A 21,905-nucleotide genomic window follows, 5' to 3' on the forward strand; every position below is an offset into this window, starting at 1 on the left:
TGCTCGCAGCATTGGTTTATTGCTTTGCCAATTTTTGTTCGATTGCGTTCATTAACTGCATTCCGATATCTAGGCCGTACTGATTATTTAATTCGCGAATGCAGGTTGGGCTGGTTACATTAATTTCGGTTAGGTAGTCGCCTATGACATCCAGACCGACAAATAATAAACCTTTTTCTTTTAGGGTAGGAGCAATCTGTGCGCAGATCCAATAATCTCGTTCAGTGAGTTCGCGTCCCTCTCCTCGGCCGCCTGCTGCCAAATTTCCGCGGGTTTCCCCTTTTGCTGGGATTCGGGCAAGGCCATAAGGCACTGGCTCACCATCCACTAATAGAATGCGTTTATCGCCATCTACAATTTCAGGAATAAACTTTTGAGCCATAATGGTTTGTTGGCCGTGATTTGTTAGTGTCTCAATAATCACGCCTAGATTCAGGCCATCTTCTTTGATCCGGAAGATTTGTGAACCACCCATGCCATCTAACGGTTTGAAGATAACGTCACCATGCTCTTTGTGGAATTTGCGCAGCATGGAATCATGTTTACTGACTAGAACAGGAGGGCAACATTGTGGGAAATGGGTCGCAAATAGCTTCTCATTAAAATCGCGAAGGCTTTGGGGCTTGTTAACAATTAAAGAACCTTCTTTCTCTGCTTGCTCCAATAAGTATGTAGTGTAGATAAATTCGTTATCGAACGGTGGATCTTTACGCATCAAAATAACGTTAAGATCGGACAGATCGCGGGTTTCGTATTCGCCGCGTTCAAACCATTTTTGCTCGTCCATCATGACTTCAATTGGAGCCATCTTTGCTTGAGCTTTACCATCGAGTGAGAACAGATGATGTTGCTCCATATACCAGAGTTCCCAGCCTTTCTGCTGGGCTGCCCATAGCATGGCGAGTGAACTGTCTTTTTTGAATGTGATGTTATCAATAGGGTCCATCACAATGCCGAGCTTAATTGTCATTTTTTGATCCTTAATCTATACAGTTTAAGCGCACAGGGTGTGCATCGCGCCTAAACTAGGTCGCCCCATAGATAATTGAGTAATGTTAATGCGGCTACGGGAGCTGTTTCTGTACGCATAACGCGAGGTCCAAGTGTTAGAGGTTTGAACCCATATTGAGTTGCAAGTTCAACTTCATCGCTGGTAAGGCCACCTTCTGGGCCAATAAGTAAAGCAACAGACTCCGGAGCTGACATTTCTTGCAATGGCTGTTCGCTGTGATGATGTAGCACAAGTTTAAGTTCTGCATCTTGGGCCGCGAGCCATTTTTCCAGATCGGTTGGGTATGCTATTTCAGGAGGCATAGTTCGGCCTGATTGTTCACAAGCGCTAATAGCAATTTGATGCCAATGCTTCACGCGTTTTTCTTGGCGATCTTTGGGTAGTTTGACTTCACAGCGTTCAGAAAAAAGAGGCGTAATCGATTTTACGCCCATTTCAGTGCTTTTCTGTACGGCATAATCCATTCTCTCCCCTCGAGAAAGCGTTTGACCAATAGTAATAGGTAAAGGGCTTTCAGTTGATGAGAGTGTGCTTTCAATGATGCGTGCCGTAACGTTGCGTTTTTCAATGTTGATTAACTCTGCCTTATATTCAGAGCCATCACCATTGAACAGAATGATCTGATCCTGAGGTCGCATTCTTAATGAGCGACTGACGTGTTGAACGACAGAATCACTCAAAGATACTTCTGCACCAGTTTGTAAGGGCTGCGATTCAAAAAAACGGGGTATTCTCATAATTAAGGTTTAGTCGCCTTCAATGATTAGGTCTTCATCGATCAGTGCTTCATAGTCTGCCACGGCGAGAGGGCGGCTTAACAAGTAGCCTTGGACTACATCACATTGTTCTTCGCGGAGAATAGATAGCTGGCGTTCAGTCTCAACTCCTTCTGCTACAACATGCAGTTGTAAACCTTGGGCCATTAGAATGATCGCCTGAACTATTTTTAGATCCTGTGGGTTGGTATCGATATCGTCGATAAACGACTTATCAATTTTAATATGATCGACTGGAAGGTTTTTGATACGGCTAAGCGAAGAGTAGCCCGTACCGAAATCATCTATAGAAATGCTGACGCCGAGATCACGTACGCGTTTTAATTTCTCCTGAATGCGGCCTAGATCTTCGATCAATACCCCCTCTGTAAGTTCGAGCTCTATATGTTCAAGCGACACATTGTATTGAGAAAAAATGCTTTGTAGCTTTTGCTCGAAATCGTTTCGCAGAAAACTGATGCCAGATAGATTGATAGCAACGCGAGGAAAGGCAATGTCTTTGTCTAACCAATTACGGCATTGCTTGGCTACGGCATTGAGTACCCAGTGATCAAGGCGCGAAATCAAACCGCTTTGCTCCGCCAGAGGAACGAAAACTGCTGGCGAGATAGGGCCTAGTGTGGGGTGTGTCCAGCGTAATAAGGTTTCAGCTGACAGCGGGGCATTGCTTTCTAGATCAAACAGCGGCTGGAATACCAAATAAAATTGGTCTTGGTCCATTGCGGTTGATAGATCTTGCCACAGAGCGATTTTTTGTTCCGTTGTTTGTCCCTTAATCTGGCTGAAGTAGAGCCAGCCTTGCTCGCGTTTGCGGGCAGTTTTCGCAGCGATTTCTGAACGACCTATCAATTCAAACTGTTGATCACCATCTTCTGGGTAAGAGGCTATGCCTATACGTGCACCAATTTGAATCTGTAGATTATCCAATTGGATAGGCTGCTCAATGGTATTGAGAATAGAATCGGCTATATCAGCAAGGTTGATGTGTGTTGGTTTGTTTATGAGCATTAGCCCAAAGCAGCCTTCGCCTATTCGCGCTAATCGATGGTTAATTGCGAGTATTTGCCTTAAGCTATTAGCGGTCTCAATCAGGATTTGGTCACGCTGTTCGTCGCCTAATTCTATGGTTAAGTTTCTTAGGAGATCCAAGCGAATAAACAGAAATGAAACCTGTTCTTGGCTTTCGAAGTTGCGAATTATCTCTCGCTCAAGCGCTTCTCCAATCGCGCGGCGATTATAGAGGCGCGTTACTGGGTCAAAGTTTTCGAGAAACTGAACATGTTCCTGCATATAGCGTAAGCGCTTGTTTTCAATCAAATGCTCACGAAACTCTTCTAGTGATTGAGCCATTTGACCGATTTCATCTTTGTGATGAGTAAAGCGAATCTCCTGATCAATGTCGCCAGAGGAAAGGCGCTTCATCTGTCCAGAAAGAATGATGATGGGTTGAACGATATTTCGTGATATTAGAACTGCTGTTGCGAATGATGCAAAGAGTACAGCCAAAGTTATTGTGATATAGCTTAGAGCGCGATTGATATACACCGGAATGAGATCATCAAGGTACACACCAGTGCCAATAATAAGATTACTGTCAGGGATCAGTTGGGCGTAAGTTAGCTTTTCGAGAGAAGGCCCACCGTCTGGTTTAGGTAGGTAGAGTTTCCAAAATTGAGATTTTTCAGGACTCGCCAAAATTTGCTTGAAGCTGTCTGCAATGGCATCGCCATTTTTTATATTGGGTACTTCATTGATTAATAGTCCTTCAAGCTCAGGTCGCTTGGGATGAAGGTAAACACGCGCTTCCTCGGTCATTAAAAAGATATAGCTGCCATCTGAATAATTTGTGCCATAGATTAGCGAACGAAGTCGCTGTAAGTATTCAGTTTCAGAAATCTGTTGGGACTTTTTTAACGCGCGCAGATGAAGAACCTGACTGGCAGAGGCTTGAACAACACTGCGAATTTGATCTTTCTTTCCGGCCAAGGTGTCTTGGTATGAAAAGTAAAAGGCAAGACTGGAAGTCATCAGTATACCCAGCGCAAGTATGATGACGAGTCCGATCAGCTTTTGCCGGATGCTAAAATTACTAAGTTGCATTAGTTCCAAAAAAGATCGTGAAGTAAGTTTCTCATTATTGTCATATAACTTACTGTAGGCAATAAAAAAGCGCCATAAGGCGCTTTTTTCAGAAAAAATCACTAAATTAAGATAGGCCCGCAGCTTCGCGTAACGCGTCTGCTTTATCAGTGCGTTCCCATGTGAATGCAGTAAAGGTTTCACCTTTGTACTCCATTTCGAATGGGTTGCGGCCAAAGTGGCCGTATGCAGCAGTTGGCTGATACATAGGGTGAAGTAGATCAAGCATTGTAGTGATCGCGTAAGGGCGTAGGTCAAAGTGCTCGCGAACTAACTGAATGATCTTATCATCGGAGATCTTGCCAGTACCGAATGTATTAATAGATACAGACGTTGGTTCTGCTACACCAATTGCGTAAGAAACCTGAATTTCACAACGGTCTGCTAGGCCCGCAGCAACAATGTTCTTCGCTACATAACGACCAGCGTAAGCAGCAGAACGGTCCACTTTCGATGGGTCTTTGCCAGAGAAAGCGCCGCCGCCATGGCGAGCCATACCACCATAAGTATCTACAATGATTTTACGACCTGTTAGACCACAGTCACCTACTGGGCCACCGATTACGAAGTTGCCTGTTGGGTTGATGTGGAATTGAGTCTCTTTTGTGATCCATTCAGCAGGGATAACGTGCTTAACAATTAGCTCCATTACCGCTTCACGCAGATCTGCTTGAGATACTTCAGGGTTGTGTTGTGTAGACAGAACTAGAGCATCCACACCTACAGGTTTTCCGTTTTCATACCGAAATGTAAGCTGAGATTTCGCATCAGGACGTAACCATGGTAATAGGCCTGATTTACGAGCTTCAGCTTGGCGCTCAACTAAACGGTGGGCATAAGTGATTGGTGCAGGCATCAAAACATCTGTTTCGTTGGATGCATAACCAAACATCAGGCCTTGGTCGCCGGCACCTTGATCTTCAGGTTTGGCACGGTCGACACCTTGGTTAATATCAGGAGATTGTTTGCCAATGATGTTGATAACACCACATGTATCGCCATCGTAACCTACCTCAGAAGAGGTATAGCCGATATCGTTTATAACCTTACGGACTAGATCTTCCAGATCTACCCAAGCCGATGTTGTTATTTCGCCAGACACGACAGCTACACCAGTTTTTACTAAGGTTTCGCAGGCAACACGGGCATGCTTATCTTCAGCAATGATGGCATCCAATACGGCATCGGAGATCTGGTCAGCAATTTTGTCCGGGTGGCCTTCGGAAACGGATTCTGATGTAAATAAGCTATATTCGCTCATTGTGAAAATTACCTTTGCAAAATTAGGGCTTAGGATGGAATTCATCTGATGCTAAAAAGACACAAAGTGTAGAAAAAGTTTAGCAGTCGGAAGACCATGTAGATTTTTAAAGTGCGTATTCTACTCGCGACTTTGGTGAAATGCATATTTTTACAGTGCGATTAGCATGAGAAATTTAAATTTTTGGATGAAAAACGCTCATTTTTACCCTGAAAGTGCAATTCTTATTTGAAGCTTTCCTCTATCTGCGAGAAAATTGCGCCCAATTTTTTCCTGAACCTTCTATTTTGGGCAAAACGCCCAGGAGCTGAGTTAATGTCTTCTCGTAGAGAACTTGCCAACGCGATTCGTGCGTTGAGCATGGATGCCGTACAGAAAGCTAAATCTGGTCACCCGGGTGCCCCAATGGGTATGGCGGATATCGCTGAAGTGCTTTGGAACGATTTCATGAAGCACAACCCAACAAACCCGCAGTGGTTCGATCGCGATCGTTTCGTACTGTCCAACGGTCATGGCTCTATGCTGATCTACAGCTTGCTTCACCTAACTGGCTACGATGTTTCTATCGAAGATTTGAAAAACTTCCGTCAGCTGCATTCGAAAACAGCAGGTCACCCTGAATACGGTTATTGCCCTGGTGTTGAAACGACGACAGGTCCTCTGGGGCAAGGCATTACTAACGCGGTTGGTTTTGCTGTTGCAGAGAAAACGCTTGCTGCTCAGTTCAATCGTGACGGTCACGATATTGTTGATCACAACACTTATGTGTTCATGGGCGATGGCTGCTTGATGGAAGGTATCTCCCATGAAGCTTGTTCTCTAGCCGGTACGCTTGGTCTTGGTAAGCTGATTGCTTTTTGGGATGACAACGGCATCTCAATTGATGGTGAAGTAGAAGGTTGGTATACGGACGATAACGTTAAACGTTTTGAGTCTTACGGCTGGCAGGTGATTCCAGGTGTTGATGGTCACGATGCTGACCAGATTCGTGCGGCGATCGAGCAAGCGAAAGAAAACACAGAGCAACCAACACTGATCTGCTGTAAAACAGTTATCGGTTTTGGTTCTCCGAATAAAGAAGGCAAAGAAGACTGTCACGGTGCTCCGTTGGGTGATGACGAGATTGCACTGACACGTGAACGTTTGGGCTGGGCTCATCCTGCTTTTGAAGTGCCTGCTGAAATCGCGGAAGACTGGAATGCGCAGAAAGCGGGTGTTCACGCTGAAAATGAGTGGAACGAACGTTTTGCTGCGTACCGTGCTGAGTTCCCTGAACAAGCAGATGAATTGCTACGTCGTATCTCTGGTGAGCTACCAGCAGATTTTGCAGAAAAGGCTGATGCTTATATTGCAGAAATTGCAGAGAAAGGCGAAACAATAGCCTCTCGTAAGGCTTCTCAGAATGCGCTGAATACATACGGTCCTCTTCTACCTGAACTACTAGGTGGCTCTGCTGATCTAGCAGGTTCCAACTTGACTCTATGGTCTGGCTGCAAAGGTGTAGAGAAGGATGATGCCTCTGGTAACTACCTATTCTACGGAGTACGTGAATTTGGTATGTCTGCGATCATGAACGGTATCGCTTTGCACGGTGGTTTTATCCCTTACGGTGCAACCTTCCTTGTATTTATGGAGTACGCACGTAATGCAGTGCGTATGGCTGCACTGATGAAGCAGCGTGCTATCCATGTTTATACACATGATTCTATTGGTCTGGGTGAAGACGGTCCGACTCACCAGCCTGTTGAGCAGGTAGCTAACCTACGTCATACGCCAAATATGAGCACATGGCGTCCGTGTGATGCAGTTGAATCTGCGGTTGCATGGAAAGCAGCGCTTGAGCGTGTAGATGGTCCAACGGCGATGATCTTCTCTCGTCAGGGGTTACCGCATCAAGCTCGTTCAGAAGAGCAGATTGAAAACATCGCGAAAGGTGGTTACATCTTACGTGACACAAATGGTCAGCCAGATGCCATTCTGATTGCTACAGGTTCTGAAGTAGGCCTAGCAATGGATGCTGCTGAAGCACTTTCTGCTGAAGGTACTAATGTTCGTGTTGTTTCTATGCCAGAAACTGGTGTGTTTGATAAGCAGTCTGCTGAATACCGCGAGTCTGTTCTTCCTGCCGCTGTGACTGCGCGTGTCGCTGTTGAAGCTCTACAGGCAGACTTCTGGTACAAATATGTTGGTTTGAATGGTGCAATTGTTGGTATGCGTACCTTCGGCGAATCTGCGCCTGCAGGTGAACTGTTCAAACACTTCGGTTTCACTACTGAAAACGTAGTAGAAACGGTTAAATCTGTTCTTTAATAGAACGCGTAAAAAGACCCGGGGTTCCGGGTCTTTTTATTTTTAGGGTAGGGTTATAGATTGAGTTATCGCGTTGCAATCAATGGCTATGGTCGAATCGGCCAGTGCGTCCTGCGTGCGATTTATGAAAGTGGATTGCAAGATCTATTTAGGGTTGTTGCTATCAATGAACTGTCTGATCTGGAAACGGTAACCTACCTTACTCGCTACGATACGACTCATGGCCGTTTTCCTGTATCTGTTGAGCACAATGGCAAGCAGCTTCTGGTCAATGACGACACTATTCAGATTCTGAGTGAATCTGATGCTGAGGATCTGCCTTGGGCTGATTTGGGCATTGATCTTCTCTTTGAGTGTTCCGGATCGTTTAAAGCTCGTTCTCTGGCTGAGTTGCATCTGCGTAGTGGTGCTCAGCGTTTGTTATTTTCTCAGCCTGCGACAGATGAGGTGGATGCAACTATCGTATTTGGTTTGAACGAACAGCTGTTACGTTCAGGCCATACAGTTGTTTCGGCAGCCTCTTGTACTACTAACTGTATTATCCCAGTACTAGATCTACTAGATAAGCAGTTGGGAATTGAAAGTGGTGTTACGACCACGATTCATTCTGCGATGAATGATCAGCCGGTTATCGATAGCTACCATCAAACTGATCTACGCCTAACTCGAAGTGCTATGCATTCGATTGTGCCGGTAGATACAGGTCTAGATAAGGGGATTGATCGTCTGTTACCGCACCTCGCGGGTAAGTTTCAGTGCCTGCATGTTCGAGTTCCCACGATTAATGTGTCAATGATGGACCTCTCAATTAATGTGTCGCAGTCGACCAGTATTGATGAAGTGAATCAAATTCTTCAGCGTGCCTCAATCGAAGGGCCGTTAAAGGGACTATTAGGTTATACCGAAGAGCCCCATGCTTCGGTAGACTTCAACCGCGATTCCCGTTCCGCGGTAGTAGATGGTACCCAGACCAAAGTGTCTGAAGGGCGTCTAATCAAACTTGTTTGTTGGTTTGATAATGAATGGGGCTTTGCTAACCGTATGTTAGATGTAGCGCAGCATTGGTTAGCTATAGGTGGCGAAGAAAAATAAGCTGCTAAATAAACGAATTCTGATTTAAATATTTAAAAACTTAAGTAGGGCACGTCAATGAGCGTACTGAAAATGAGCGAACTGGATCTGAGTGGTAAGCGCGTTCTGATCCGCGAAGACCTAAACGTACCAGTGAAAAATGGTGAAGTAACTTCTGATGCGCGCATCCGTGCGTCATTGCCGACTATTGAACTGGCACTTAAAGCAGGTGCTAATGTGATGGTCATGTCTCACCTAGGTCGACCAACGGAAGGTGAATATAACGAAGAGTTCTCTCTACAACCTGTGGCTAACCATATTGGCAGTTTGTTGGGTCGCGAAGTTCCACTAATTAAAGATTGGTTGGATGGTGGCTTTGAAGTTGCTGAAGGCGATCTAGTGTTGCTGGAAAATGTACGCTTCAACACGGGTGAAAAGAAAGACAATGAAGCGCTGTCTCAGAAAATGGCTGCATTGTGTGATGTTTATGTGATGGATGCGTTCGGTACGGCACACCGTGCTCAAGCATCGACTCATGGCGTGGCGAAATTTGCTGAAATAGCATGTGCGGGCCCTCTATTAGCGGGCGAACTAGATGCATTGGGTAAGGCTCTTGATAAGCCTGCACGTCCGCTTGCAGCGATCGTTGGCGGTTCTAAAGTATCAACGAAACTTGAAGTTTTGACAGCGCTATCTGACCAGGTTGATCAGTTGATTGTTGGTGGTGGTATTGCGAATACTTTCCTTGCCGCAGCTGGTAAGCCAGTGGGTAAATCCTTGTGTGAACACGATCTGATTCCAATAGCTCAAGACCTGATGGAGAAAGTAAATATCCCGATGCCTGTGGATGTTGTTGTAGCGAAAGAATTTGCAGAAACAGCTGAAGCGACAGTTAAATCTGTTGATGATGTAGCTGAAGATGACATGATTCTGGATATTGGTCCTCAGTCGGCACAGAGTCTTGCTGAGCTGCTAAAAGATGCAGGAACAATCATCTGGAACGGCCCTGTTGGCGTATTTGAATTTGACCAGTTCGGTGAGGGTACTAAGACGTTGTCTCTAGCTATCGCTCAAAACCAAGGTTTCTCTATCGCGGGCGGTGGTGACACGTTGGCAGCTGTGGATAAATACGATATTGCAGACAAAGTATCGTATATCTCTACAGGTGGTGGTGCGTTCCTTGAGTTTGTAGAAGGCAAGAAACTGCCTGCAGTAGCTGCGCTTGAAGCTAAAAACGCATAAGCACTAATTTTAATGATGGATGGGTGGTAAACTCTGCCCATCCCCGTCTTTAGACGAAGTTAACAAATATTTAAAGGTGACAAAATGGCTCTGATCTCCATGCGTCAGCTGCTGGATCATGCTGCTGAAAACGACTACGGCATTCCAGCATTCAACGTGAACAACTTGGAACAGATGCGCGCTATTATGGAAGCGGCAGACAAAACTAACTCTCCAGTGATTGTTCAGGCATCTGCCGGTGCACGTAAATATGCGGGCTCTAACTTCCTGCGTCACATGATCGAAGCGGCAATTGCTGAATTTCCGCATATCCCAGTATGCATGCACCAGGACCACGGCACGTCTCCTGCGGTTTGTCAGCGCACTATCGCGATGGGCTTCTCCTCTGTAATGATGGATGGTTCATTGATGTCTGATGGTAAAACGCCATCAAGCTACGAATACAACGTTGATGTTACTCGACGTACGGTAGAGATGGCGCATGCGTGTGGTGTTTCTGTAGAGGGTGAGCTGGGTTGCCTAGGTTCTCTGGAAACAGGACAGGCTGGTGAAGAGGACGGTATCGGTGCTGAAGGTACGCTGTCTCATGACCAGATGCTGACTGATCCGGATGAAGCAGCAGACTTTGTTAAAAAGACTGGTGTAGACGCGCTTGCGATTGCTTGCGGTACTTCTCATGGTGCTTACAAGTTTACCCGCCCACCTACAGGTGACATTCTTGCGATCGACCGTATCAAAGCGATCAATGAACGTATTCCAGGTACTCACCTAGTAATGCATGGTTCCTCTTCTGTACCTCAGGAGTGGTTGGCTGTTATTAATGAGTTTGGTGGTGAAATTCCAGAAACTTATGGTGTGCCAGTTGAACAAATTGTTGAAGGCATCAAGTATGGTGTGCGTAAAGTAAATATCGACACTGATCTTCGTTTAGCGTCTACAGGTGCGATTCGTCGTTTCTTGGCTGAAAACCCAGCTGAGTTTGACCCACGTAAATACCTGAAGAAGTCTATGGAAGCGATGACAGATATCTGTGTTAACCGCTACGAAGCTTTCGGTACTGCAGGTAATGCATCTAAGATCACTGCTATCTCTCTGGAAAAAATGGCCGAGAAATATGAAAGTGGTGAACTAGATCCAAAAATCGCTTAAACCAATTTCTGTTTAAGCCATAAAAAAAACCGCCCTAGGGCGGTTTTTTTATGGCTGTATGTGATTAAAAAAGTTCTTCTGCAGCGTTTGTGGTTCCTGAGTTGCTAGGCGTTGCATAACCTGTTGGAACATTTTTCCTGCGGAAGTATTCGTACACAGCATCTTTTTGGCCAGGGTAGGCTAATTGTCCGCTGCGAGGATCAATTTTTACGCTAACGATGCCTTGAGGTGGCTTTGGTTTGTTTTCAGGTTTGCCCTCAAGTGCATCACGCATAAAATCGATCCAGATCGGTAAGGCTGCCGTGCCGCCAAATTCACGTCGACCTAGAGTTTTAGGTTGGTCGAAGCCGACCCAGGCTGTCGCTACATAATCTTGGTTGAAGCCAGAAAACCATGCATCTTTCTGATCATTGGTTGTTCCAGTTTTGCCCGCAATGTCTTTACGTTTTAGAATGAGTGCCTTGCGTGCAGTGCCTCGGCGAATAACATCGAGCATTATGTTATAGGTCAAGAAGGAAACTTGCTCATTGTATATTCTAGGTGCAAAGCTTTGATCCTGGAGTTGTTCACAATTAGCTTTGCATGCTACAGCAGGTGTGGCAGTGAATAGATTGTCGCCAAACTGGGTTTCAATGCGTTGTATGAAATAAGGCTCTACTTTGAAGCCGCCGTTAGCAAATGCTGCATAGCCTGTGGCTAGTTGAAGCGGGGTGACGTCTGCGGTGCCTAAAGATAAAGATAGATTGTTTGGAAGTTTTGTTCGATCAAAGCCAGCTAGATCTAAATATGCTTGGGCAGCGTCTATACCGATTGCGCGGAGAAGTCTGATAGAAACGAGGTTTCTAGATTTATAGAGTGCTTCGCGAAGGCGAGTAGGTCCGTAGAATTTTTTGCTGGAATTTTCAGGGCGCCAATTGCCTTCAAGTTGTTGGTCGTGAATGACTATAGGCGCATCGTTGATCAACGATGCAGGTGAGTAACCTTTATCTAGTGCGGCTGCATAAATAAAAGGTTTGAAATTGGAGCCTGGTTGGCGGACAGCTTGGGTGCTGCGGTTAAATTTATTATGAGTGAAATTAAATCCACCAACGAGTGATACGATAGCTCCATCTTTAGGGTTTAGCGCGACAAGAGAGCCTTGTACTTTAGGAATTTGAGTAAGGTGGAACTTCCCTTCTTTCTCTCTAACTCGAATTAAATCTCCAATTTTTAATACATCGCTAGCTTTTTTAGGGGCTTTACCTGTGTAATTGACAGATTTGTATGGTTTAGCCCAAGCAATACCCTCCCATTCTAGCGTAGCCTTTTGGCCTTCTTTTAAGAGTAATTCTGCAGATTTTTCATCCACTGATAGAACTACTGCTGGCTGAAGGGTGAAGTAAGAAATTACTTTGTTTAATCTTTTTTCTAGATTAACAGTTGAAGTGTTAGCAACATCCCACTGGTCCTCAGCCCCTAGATAACCATGGCGCTCAGAGTAAGCGACTAAGCCATTTGATACCGCGATGTTTGCTGACGATTGAAGTTTGCTATTAAGCGTTGTGTAAACTTTATAGCCATCGGTGTATAAGTTCTCGCCGTATCTTTCATACAGTTCTTTTCGAACCATCTCCGCTACATAGTATGCGCGTAGCTCTATATCGCTTGTGTGGTATTTAGCTGTAACTGGGGCAGCAATAGCTTCTTCTAACTGTTGATCATTAATGAAGCTGAGCGAGTGCATACGTTTAAGAATCCAATTTCGTCGCTCTATCGCTCTACTAGGATTAGTGATCGGGTTAAACGCAGAAGGGGCTTTAGGCAGGCCGGCAATCATTGCATGCTGAGCAAGACTTAAGTTTTCGATATTCTTGCCGTAATAGACATTAGCTGCTGCTTGTATACCGTATGAACGGTGGCCTAAATAGATTTTATTGATATATAGCTCAAAGATATCTTCTTTACTTAGTTCTTGCTCGATCCTAAGCGCGAGCAAAATTTCCATGAACTTTCGTGTAAATGTTTTTTCACGAGTAAGAAAGAAGTTTTTAGCAACCTGCATAGTGATGGTCGAACCACCACTTTGGATGTGCCCAGTTGATGCTAATTGGAAAGCCGCTCGAGATAGGCCTTTAATATCAATGCCGAAGTGGTCAAAGAAACGGCTGTCTTCAGCAGCGGTAAGAGCATGAATAAACTGAGGTGGGATCTCTTCAAAGTTAATCGGTGTGCGACGTTTTTCACCGAATTCTGCGATGAGTTTTTCATCCTGAGAGTAAATTCTTAAAGGGGTTTGAAACTGAACTTCTTTAAGAGAATCGGTATTTGGTAGCTTTGGAGCGAAGTGGTAATAGACGCCTGCAAGCGCAATTACACCAACAAAAAAGCAGAAAATACCTAGTTTAAACAAAAGTTTGAAAAGCGAAACCATAGCTGACATGCTAGTCTGATAATTACGGAAGTTAATTTAGGTCTATTATATAGACAGGTAGTATCGATCCTCTAGCGGTTATTAAATTTAAATTAAATTTTTAATAATGCTCAGAGTTGGCCTAGAGTACTAAATGCACATTAACGCAGGATTAAGTTAGGGAATATATTTGTGTTTGGCTTTTTGGGGAACAAGTCGGGTAGTTTAGTCGGACTGGATATCGGTTCATCATCTGTGAAGCTGGTTGCTCTGTCCAAAAGCGGCAGTGGTTACACGCTGGAAGCGTACGCTGTTGTCTCCTTACCTCCTACCGCGGTTATTGATGGCAATATTCAAGATGTTGGTGAGGTCGCTGAAACCATCGAAAAGGCTGTAAAAGTGGCTGGTGGGAAAATGTCAGCGGCTATAGCTGCAGTGCCTGCCTCCGCCGTCATTACTAAACGTATAGAAATGAGTAATGCCTTTACAGAGTTCGAGCTTGAAGATCAAATCAAAGTTGAAGCTGATCAATTTATTCCCTACCCGCTAGATGAAGTTGCACTGGACTTTGAAGTCATTGGGCCAGTAAAAAATAATGAAAATTTAGATAAAGTATTGCTTGTTGCATGTCGTAAAACAGACGTTGAACAACGTGAAGATGCTATTAGTAATGCTGGTTTGCAGTGTTCGATTGTAGACGTTGATACGTATGCAGTGGAAAGGGCTTTTCCCCTAACCTCCCCTGAACAAAGAGATGAAACAGATTTGGTTGGAGTTGTAGACATAGGTGCTGCAACTCTTACGTTAAATGTTTTTAAAGGGACCGAGATCGTATACAGCCGAGAGCAGGCGTTTGGAGGGAATGACCTTACAAACACAATCCACCAACAATACGGTATGAGTATTGAAGAAGTAGAACAGTCATTGAGATTGAATGATCTTTCTTCTGAAATCCAAGATATGGTTGTGCTTCCTTTTAGGGGGACTGTGGCACAACAGGTATCCCGTTCTTTGCAGTTTTTCTACTCTTCAGGGGCACACAATGAGCTTTCTGCTCTGTATTTATCTGGTGGTACAGCAACAATTGATGGTTTAGCCGACCAGTTGGCAGAGGAATTAGGTATAAATGCAGATATGGCGAACCCATTTTCTAAAATGTCAGTTAATTCCAGAGTTAATCGTTCTAGATTGGATCGGGATGCACCTTCTCTAGTCAAGGCTTGTGGTTTGGCAATGCGTGGATTTGAGGGCTAGGTATTAGTTATGGCTACGATTAATTTAAGGCCTTGGCGAGAAGAAAAATCGCAGGAACGGCAAAAGCATTTTTTGGTTAATTTGAGTGGCGCGGCTTTATTTGCGGGGGGGATAGTGCTTGCTATAGGTTATTATTTTGATGTGATGCAAGAAAGGCAGCTTGAAAGAAATAACTACCTAAAGGCAGAAGCAGCTAGACTTGATAAGCAATTGACAGAGATAAAAGAGCTTAAAGCGAAGAAAAAGAGATTGTTAGCTCGTTTAGATGCAATTCAGAGCCTACAAGCCTCAAGGCCTTTAATTGTAAGGAATTTTGATGAGCTGGTAAAAGTCTTACCTGATGGGATTTATTATTCCAATGTGAGTCGTAAAGATAATAATATCGCTATAAAGGGCTGGGCTGAAAATAAACTAGATGTATCAAGCCTCATGCGTAATATCGAGACATCAATATGGTTTGGTGAGCCTACTCTAAGTAAAGTTAATCTTTCCAGTAGTGGTTTGAATGATTTCTCTTTGTCGTTGCCAGTGATAACACCTAAAGAGAGTGAAGGGAGTAAGTAATGGAGGTGTTTAGAAACGCATTTAAAGGCTTTGATGCAAGTAATCTGGATTTTGCAAATGCTGGGAATTGGCCTATTGGTGTTAGAATTATTTGTTATCTGCTTGTAATTGCTTTGATTGTTGCTGGAGGAATCCACTTTTATATTACGGATAAGCAAGAGGGGCTTAAACGAGTTGTTTCTAAAGAAGCTGGATTGAAAAATGCGTATAAGAGTAAAGCCCTGCAAGTGGCCAATTTGGATGCCCTTAGATTGCAAATGAAAGATGTGGAAGGGCGTTTTAAAGAGCTTTTGAAGCAGCTTCCTACTGAAAAAGAGGTTCCAGGGTTGCTTGATGATATTACAAACTTAGGAACTTCAGCTGGATTAAATATTGGGACAATCGTGTTGGCGTCGGAAAAGCGGCTGGACTTTTATCGAGAGCTCCCAATTAAGATATCTGTTACTGGGTCTTATCATCAGTTGGGGCAGTTTGTAAGCGGTGTTGCTGGATTGCCTCGTATTGTTACTATGCATAATTACAATATTCAGCCTTCCGGTAATGGTGTAGCTATGAGCATTGAGGCCAAAACGTACAGGTATGATGATACAAAATAAAATGTTTATAGCTAAGCGCTTACTAGGAGGAAGAGAAAGTGAAGCTGTTCATTAAAGTTGTTTCTATATCTTTATTACTATTTCCTCTATCAGGTTGTGTTGATTGGGTGGATGATACAACTGATTTAAAAAAATATGTGGCCAAAATGAATAAACTACCGGGAGGCAAAATAGACGCTTTGCCTGAATTTAAGCCATATAATAATTTCGTGTATGAAGGTGCTTCCATGAGGGAACCCTTTAGGGCCGTTGTTCCTGTAGTTGAAGAGGAACTTTTATCTGAGAAGGATGAACAAAGTAATGAATTGCAACCTAATGATAATAGGGTGAAAGATTACTTGGAAACGTTTCCAATTGACAGTTTAACTATGGTTGGAACTATCAATCAGCAAGAAGGGAGTCTTCTTTGGGCTTTAATTAGGGATCAAAATTCTGAGATACATAGGGTAACCGTCGGTAATTATATGGGACTGCATCATGGTGAAATAGTCTCATTAGATGAAAGGCAGGTACATTTGATTGAAATAATAAGAAATGGGCGCGGTGGCTGGAAAAAAAGAACACGAAGCATCGCATTAAATGAGCCGGAATAAAGGATAATATTGTGGAAATTCGGGTCCCCATGAGCACTTTGTTAACTAGATCAGTATTCATAAAATATTGCTTACTTTTAGTTGGTTTTTTAAGTGTTTTTATGTCGCAGTGGGCGGCAGCTGAAGTTCAAATGAAACAAGCAAATTTTGTGGCTTTGCCGGGTGGTAAAGTCGAGCTGAGGTTCGATTTTGATGCCGCTCCACCATCGCCTCAAGCTTATATGATTAATCAGCCTGCTCGATTGGTTATGGACTTATGGGGCGTCGAAAATGCCTTGGGTACAAGGTCATTGGGTGTTAAAACTGGGCAAGTGGACACAGTTAATTTTGCTCAAACGGATGGCCGTTTACGGGTTGTAACCAGCTTGTTTGAGTCTTCTTCTTACAAAACCTTTGCAGAAGGCAACAGCTTATTTGTGGTCATACAGTCTGGAGGTGATGTTGCCAATAAAGCACCTGCTGCCTCCGCAAGTTTGATTTCAAAAACTCAGGTTGGTACCGACAGCTCTTCTGGTTTAGTCTCTGATCGAACAAGTGTTGTTGGAATGGATTTCGAGAGGGAAGAGGGAGGTATTGGGCGTGTAAGTATCACTCTGTCAGATGATAAAGCCGGTGTTGATATTCAAGAAGAAGGCAGTAATGTCGTAGTCAACTTGATTGGGGCTGACCTCTCTCGTGCACTAGAACAGAGGGTAGATGTACAGGATTTTGCTACCCCTGTTATGTTTATCGATGCAATGGCTAATGGTGGGAATACTAGTATCCTTGTAAAGCCCAGCGCTGAACCATATGAATATTTAGCTTATCAGACTGATAATAAGTTGGTGTTGGATTTTAAACCTTTAAGTGCTGCGGAAAAGCAAGAGCGGGATGAAGATCTGTTCCCATTTAGTGGTGAAGTGATCGATTTGAATTTTCAGAATGTTGAACTTCGTTCTGTATTACAAATCATTGCTGAAGTTGCAGAGTTAAACTTGGTGGTTAGCGATACAGTGGATGGGAATATCACTTTAAGATTGAAAAATGTTCCTTGGGACCAAGCTTTAGATATTATTCTCAAGACAAAAGGTTTAGACCAAAGAACGGTTGGCAATGTATTACTTATTGCGCCTGCTAGCGAGATAGCGCAACGTGAACAAGAAGAGTTAGAAAGCTCCCAAAAAGTAGAGCAGTTAGCCCCATTGCGAACTGAATATATTCAGGTTGAATATCGTAAAGCGTCTGTGATGCTTGATGCTATTGAGAAAGCGAAACTGATCTCTGAACGCGGCTTCGTTATGTCAGATGACGAAACTAATATTTTAATGGTCAAAGGTACTGCAAAAGATATTGAGGCTATTCGCAACACATTGCGTAGATTCGATGTGGAAGTAGAGCAAGTGTTAGTCGAAGCTCGCCTGGTAAATGCTAGATCTAGTGTGACAAAAGATTTAGGTGTTCGTTGGGGATTTGGGTATAACGATCTAAATAGTAATGGTGAGGGGTGGATAATAAATGATGCATTTGATTCGATTGATTTTGGATCGCCTCCTACAGACGCTGGTTTACAAGTAGATTTAGGTGCAACAGCCGCAAACGCTGGTTCCATTGCTATTGGCTTTAAACCTGGTTCAAGCTCGTTGTTAGCTTTGGAATTAACTGCGTTGGAAACTGATGGCAAAGCTGAGGTAATTTCACAACCAAAGGTTATGACGACAAATGGAACTCAGGCTTCTATTGAGTCAGGTTCAGAGATTCCATTTCAAACAGTGGAAGATGGAGAGGTGAGTATTCAATTTAAGGATGTTGTACTTAAATTGGATGTGACTCCTCGTATTAATCCAGGTGATAGAATAGCTATGGATTTGGAAATTAAACAGGATTCTATCGGTTCTGTATTACCCAATGGTGAGCTTAGTATTGATAATAATGAGCTTAAAACATCTGTTGTAGTTCCAGATGGCCAAACTATCGTGCTAGGTGGCGTCTTTAAAAATGAGACGAGTGAGGCTGTGGGTAAAATACCTCTATTAGGTGATCTACCAATCATGGGTGCGCTTTTCCGAAATAAAGAGAATAAATCAGAAAAAACTGAGTTGTTGATTTTCATTACACCTAAGTTGGTAAGAAATTCATTAACTTCACAGTAATTGTAAGAATGGTTGTGTGAATTGAACATCTTTCTCGTTGGGCCTATGGGAGCTGGAAAAAGCACCATAGGCCGTTTGTTATCTCAAGAATTAAAATTAGAATTTGTTGATTCTGATCGTGAAATAGAAAATCGTGCTGGTGCTGATATACCTTGGATCTTCGATGTAGAAGGCGAAACGGGCTTCAGGGATAGAGAAGAAAGCGTAATAAAGGAACTCACGGAAGATAAATCTATTGTCCTTTCTACCGGCGGCGGGGCTGTTTTAAGAGCTGCTAATCGGGCTGTATTGCAGTCGAATGGAACAGTGGTGTATTTAGAAACTTCAGTGGATCAGCAATTAGATAGAACCTCTCGCGACAAAAATAGACCTTTGCTTCAAACTGAAAACCCTAGGGCTGTGTTAGAGTCGCTTATGGCTGAACGCCATCCGTTATATCTTGATTGTGCTGATATAACTGTCAGGACTGATAAACGTCATCCCAAAACAGTCGCTAGTGACATTATTAAACAACTAAAGGCAAAGTCGCCGCTTGATGCGGAGTAAGCAATTTTCTATGCAAACATTAAAAGTTGATCTGGGTGATCGAAGTTACCCTATTTTTATTGGGCAAGGTTTACTGGATCAAGGGCTTATGGCTCCGTATATAAAGGGTAGGCAGGTTCTAATCGTGACGAATGAGACCATTGCTCCTTTATATCTTGATCGCCTGAAAAAGACATTGGAAGGGCAGTTTCAATTAGATGCTGTGATTCTTCCGGATGGCGAACAGTATAAGAATATGGATCAAATCAACACGATTTTTGATGCTTTATTAGAAAATCGTCATAACAGAACTACAACACTTATCGCGCTTGGCGGAGGTGTTATTGGGGATATGACGGGATTTGCTGCTGCGTGTTACCAGCGCGGAGTGAACTTTGTTCAAGTTCCGACAACTTTGCTTTCTCAGGTTGATTCTTCAGTAGGTGGGAAAACAGGTGTTAACCATCCTCAAGGTAAGAACATGATTGGAGCGTTTCATCAGCCCCAATGTGTTGTGATTGATACTGATGTATTAAATACCCTGCCTGAAAAAGAACTATCTGCAGGTATGGCAGAAGTGATCAAGTATGGCTTGATTTACGATGAAGCTTTTCTATGTTATTTAGAAGATCATATTGATGGCTTGATGGGGTTACAGTCAGACCTTCTTGAGCAGGCGATTTATCGTTCATGTGCTGTTAAAGCTGAAGTGGTTGCGCAAGATGAGAAAGAGGCTGGTATTCGAGCCTGGTTGAACCTAGGGCATACATTTGGTCATGCGATTGAGGCTAACCAAGGCTATGGTGAATGGCTTCATGGTGAAGCTGTTGGTGCTGGAACAATGATGGCGGCAGATCTTTCTTGTCGCTTGGGTTGGATTTCATCTTCTGATGTCGATCGAATTAGGAAGATACTTGAGGCTGCTAATCTTCCTGTGTATCCGCCTGAGTCTATGGGGATTGATACTTTTAAAGATTTGATGCTTGTGGATAAAAAGGTTATTGATGGCAGTATTCGTCTTGTTCTGCTTCAAGAAGTTGGTAAAGCAATTGTAACTTCAGATTTTCCAGCGGAGTTATTAGACCAAACCTTATCTGCGGGTAAAAAGTTAGGTAGCTGCTGTTAGTCAATGATTTAAGAGTTGATCCTTTCTGATGAAGTCAAATATTTACTTTGAACCGCCAAGCCGTCTTCAATTGCTAGATAAATTAAAGCACTTGGTCAGGTTTTCTGATTTTTTGCTATTAGTATCAGGCGATAGAGGTGCTGGAAAAAGTACTTTGTTGGATCAACTCCATCCAGAAAAGGGTGATACAACTCTTTGTAGCTGCTTTATAAAGCCTGAAGCAGAGTTGTCGCAGCAAAAGCTTCTTGAGTCCCTTATTGGTCAACTGCCAAGTCATGATGCGACCGGAACAGGATTTGCCGATCAGTTGAAAGTTTTCCATCTTCAACTAAAAGCGCTAAATTCTGCTGGACAGAAATGCCTGATTCTTATTGATGATGCGGAATACCTGTCAAATGAGGCATTTGAATTACTGATGAATTTGCACACCGCAGGTGCGCAGCTAATTCTGATGTCTGAGCCTTCCTATGCAGAAGCCCTATTAGCTACAGATCTAGTTAAAGCGATGGAAGGACGTGTTCATCATGTCGCAATAGAAGGTATGTCTGATGAAGAAGCTGCTGAATATCTACAGATTTGCCATCCAGCGCTGACATCGCTTCCTGAAAAGAAAAAAGCAGATTTGATCTCCCTATCTGGTGGTATGCCAGGACGAATTGAAACGTTGCTTGCTGGTGGTAAAATTACAGTCCCTCCGCGGAAAAAAACTGCATTTCCGCTGCCGCCCATTCATATGATGGGTATTGCTATTGTCTTAGTAGGTATCGTGGGCGTATCGCTGTGGAAATTTATGCCTGAAGAGCCGACTGATGATCAGCAAGTGGCAGTGGAAGAGCGAGTGTCCGTTCCTTTAGTGGTGCCAGCTTCCGCTGAGCAAGCAGAGGCAATTATAGTAGATGGCGGTCGAAAAAATAAAGCTGTCCAGTCCGAAAATGCTGCTGAAGAAGTGGTCCCTGTCAGAGAAGAGCTCTCAGCACGATTAAAAGAACAGGAAGATAAACTAAGCAGTGCAACTCAACCAAAAGTGGTTGAACCTGTGCCGCCAAATATTGCTGACACGAAGCCTAAGCCAGTTATAGAGGTTGGGAAATCTACTCAAGTAGAAGTTGTTTCAGTGCCTGCTGTTAGTACTCCGGAAGTATCCAAAGTGGATACGGCTCAGTTGGAAAAAGACCTTAGAGCAGTTGTTCAGGCGAGTGGCGAAACGCAACCTTCTGTTACAACTCCGGCTCCAAAGGCTAAGCAACAAGAGAAAAAATCTAAGGCAGTGACAGCTGTAGCGAAAGGTTTGAGTCAAAGTGAGCACGCATTGATGAATTGGCCTGATAAAGGTTATACCTTGCAAATGTTAGGTGCTAGGTCAGAAGAAAGTGCTCTTGGTTTTATCAAATCACAGAAAAAACCGAGTGATTTTTACCACTTCTCTACAATATATAAAGGGCAGCCGTGGCACGTAGTTGTGCATGGTAAGTTTGCTAATAGAGATATCGCGAACGCAGCCATTAGGAAATTACCAAAAGAGCTGCAAAATGTGAAACCTTGGGCTAGAAGTATTCAGGGTGTAAAAATAGATATTAAAAGCAAAAAGTAATTTAAAAACAAATAGATAGCTTGTTTTTTGAGTGGGCTGTCACCTTCCTTGTATCCTTGGGCAACTGTTTGAAATTTGTCCCAAACCCACTTCGCGTGTAGAATAGCTGTCCCTTTTTGCTGAGTGGCGCATATATTGCAGCAAAAAGAATTATTAAGATATTGATTTTTAAGTATTT

17 protein-coding genes are annotated in these 21,905 nt (G+C 43.5%); 12 read left to right on the forward strand and 5 right to left on the reverse strand.

Annotated elements, in window-relative coordinates:
* Positions 1 to 16 precede the first annotated feature (16 nt).
* The 4 genes from gshB to metK all read right to left on the reverse strand — a co-directional run bounded on the left by gshB (position 17) and on the right by metK (position 5,188).
* Positions 17 to 970, reverse strand: a complete 954-nt coding sequence (gshB, locus tag ACMXYV_RS01470) for a glutathione synthase (RefSeq protein ID WP_415890015.1) — start codon at positions 968 to 970, stop codon at positions 17 to 19.
* Positions 971 to 1,020: 50 nt separating this feature from the next.
* The gene (locus ACMXYV_RS01475; RefSeq protein ID WP_415890017.1) at positions 1,021 to 1,692 is read right to left on the reverse strand and encodes a 16S rRNA (uracil(1498)-N(3))-methyltransferase; all 672 of its coding nucleotides are present in this window, start codon (positions 1,690 to 1,692) and stop codon (positions 1,021 to 1,023) included.
* A 66-nt stretch (positions 1,693 to 1,758) separates the two neighbouring features.
* A complete protein-coding gene (locus ACMXYV_RS01480; RefSeq protein WP_415890018.1) occupies positions 1,759 to 3,816 on the reverse strand; it encodes an EAL domain-containing protein in 2,058 nt (685 codons plus the stop codon).
* A 178-nt stretch (positions 3,817 to 3,994) separates the two neighbouring features.
* Positions 3,995 to 5,188, reverse strand: coding sequence for a methionine adenosyltransferase (gene metK, locus ACMXYV_RS01485; protein WP_415890020.1), 1,194 nt, complete (start codon positions 5,186 to 5,188; stop codon positions 3,995 to 3,997).
* A gap of 315 nt (positions 5,189 to 5,503) precedes the next feature.
* Between metK and tkt the strand changes: the two genes are divergently transcribed.
* The 4 genes from tkt (at position 5,504) to fba (ending at position 10,960) form a co-directional block, all read left to right on the forward strand.
* On the forward strand, positions 5,504 to 7,498 hold the full coding sequence (gene tkt, locus ACMXYV_RS01490) for a transketolase (protein WP_415890021.1): 1,995 nt from the start codon (positions 5,504 to 5,506) through the stop codon (positions 7,496 to 7,498).
* Positions 7,499 to 7,558: 60 nt separating this feature from the next.
* Positions 7,559 to 8,590: a type I glyceraldehyde-3-phosphate dehydrogenase gene (locus ACMXYV_RS01495; RefSeq protein WP_415890023.1), complete on the forward strand. Its 1,032-nt coding sequence runs from the start codon at positions 7,559 to 7,561 to the stop codon at positions 8,588 to 8,590.
* A 57-nt stretch (positions 8,591 to 8,647) separates the two neighbouring features.
* Complete coding sequence (locus tag ACMXYV_RS01500; protein WP_415890024.1) at positions 8,648 to 9,811, forward strand: phosphoglycerate kinase; 1,164 nt, start codon at positions 8,648 to 8,650, stop codon at positions 9,809 to 9,811.
* An 84-nt stretch (positions 9,812 to 9,895) separates the two neighbouring features.
* A complete protein-coding gene (fba, locus tag ACMXYV_RS01505) occupies positions 9,896 to 10,960 on the forward strand; it encodes a class II fructose-bisphosphate aldolase (RefSeq protein ID WP_415883237.1) in 1,065 nt (354 codons plus the stop codon).
* Between the two features lie 64 nt (positions 10,961 to 11,024).
* On the opposite strand, the gene ACMXYV_RS01510 is transcribed toward fba, so the two are convergent.
* Positions 11,025 to 13,379 carry a penicillin-binding protein 1A gene (locus ACMXYV_RS01510; RefSeq protein WP_415890025.1) on the reverse strand — a complete coding sequence of 785 codons (2,355 nt, stop codon included), beginning with the start codon at positions 13,377 to 13,379 and terminating at the stop codon, positions 11,025 to 11,027.
* A 162-nt stretch (positions 13,380 to 13,541) separates the two neighbouring features.
* Between ACMXYV_RS01510 and pilM the strand changes: the two genes are divergently transcribed.
* From pilM to ACMXYV_RS01550, 8 genes are all read left to right on the forward strand, one after another.
* The gene (gene pilM / locus ACMXYV_RS01515) at positions 13,542 to 14,603 is read left to right on the forward strand and encodes a type IV pilus assembly protein PilM (RefSeq protein WP_415890026.1); all 1,062 of its coding nucleotides are present in this window, start codon (positions 13,542 to 13,544) and stop codon (positions 14,601 to 14,603) included.
* Between the two features lie 9 nt (positions 14,604 to 14,612).
* The gene (locus ACMXYV_RS01520) at positions 14,613 to 15,167 is read left to right on the forward strand and encodes a PilN domain-containing protein (RefSeq protein ID WP_415890028.1); all 555 of its coding nucleotides are present in this window, start codon (positions 14,613 to 14,615) and stop codon (positions 15,165 to 15,167) included.
* Positions 15,167 to 15,763 carry a type 4a pilus biogenesis protein PilO gene (locus ACMXYV_RS01525; protein WP_415890030.1) on the forward strand — a complete coding sequence of 199 codons (597 nt, stop codon included), beginning with the start codon at positions 15,167 to 15,169 and terminating at the stop codon, positions 15,761 to 15,763. The genes ACMXYV_RS01520 and ACMXYV_RS01525 overlap by 1 nt, the downstream gene beginning before the upstream one ends.
* 38 nt (positions 15,764 to 15,801) lie before the next feature.
* Positions 15,802 to 16,356 carry a pilus assembly protein PilP gene (locus ACMXYV_RS01530; protein ID WP_415890031.1) on the forward strand — a complete coding sequence of 185 codons (555 nt, stop codon included), beginning with the start codon at positions 15,802 to 15,804 and terminating at the stop codon, positions 16,354 to 16,356.
* 101 nt (positions 16,357 to 16,457) lie between these two features.
* Entirely contained in the window at positions 16,458 to 18,485 is a 2,028-nt protein-coding gene (gene pilQ / locus ACMXYV_RS01535; RefSeq protein WP_415890032.1) for a type IV pilus secretin PilQ, read from the forward strand.
* 45 nt (positions 18,486 to 18,530) lie between these two features.
* The gene (gene aroK / locus ACMXYV_RS01540; RefSeq protein ID WP_415891412.1) at positions 18,531 to 19,031 is read left to right on the forward strand and encodes a shikimate kinase AroK; all 501 of its coding nucleotides are present in this window, start codon (positions 18,531 to 18,533) and stop codon (positions 19,029 to 19,031) included.
* Positions 19,032 to 19,041: 10 nt separating this feature from the next.
* Positions 19,042 to 20,136 carry a 3-dehydroquinate synthase gene (gene aroB / locus ACMXYV_RS01545; RefSeq protein WP_415890034.1) on the forward strand — a complete coding sequence of 365 codons (1,095 nt, stop codon included), beginning with the start codon at positions 19,042 to 19,044 and terminating at the stop codon, positions 20,134 to 20,136.
* A 28-nt stretch (positions 20,137 to 20,164) separates the two neighbouring features.
* Positions 20,165 to 21,727: an AAA family ATPase gene (locus ACMXYV_RS01550; RefSeq protein ID WP_415890035.1), complete on the forward strand. Its 1,563-nt coding sequence runs from the start codon at positions 20,165 to 20,167 to the stop codon at positions 21,725 to 21,727.
* Positions 21,728 to 21,905: the final 178 nt, after the last annotated feature.

It is taken from the genome of Neptuniibacter sp. SY11_33, from assembly GCF_047778025.1.
GTDB lineage: Bacteria > Pseudomonadota > Gammaproteobacteria > Pseudomonadales > Balneatricaceae > Neptuniibacter.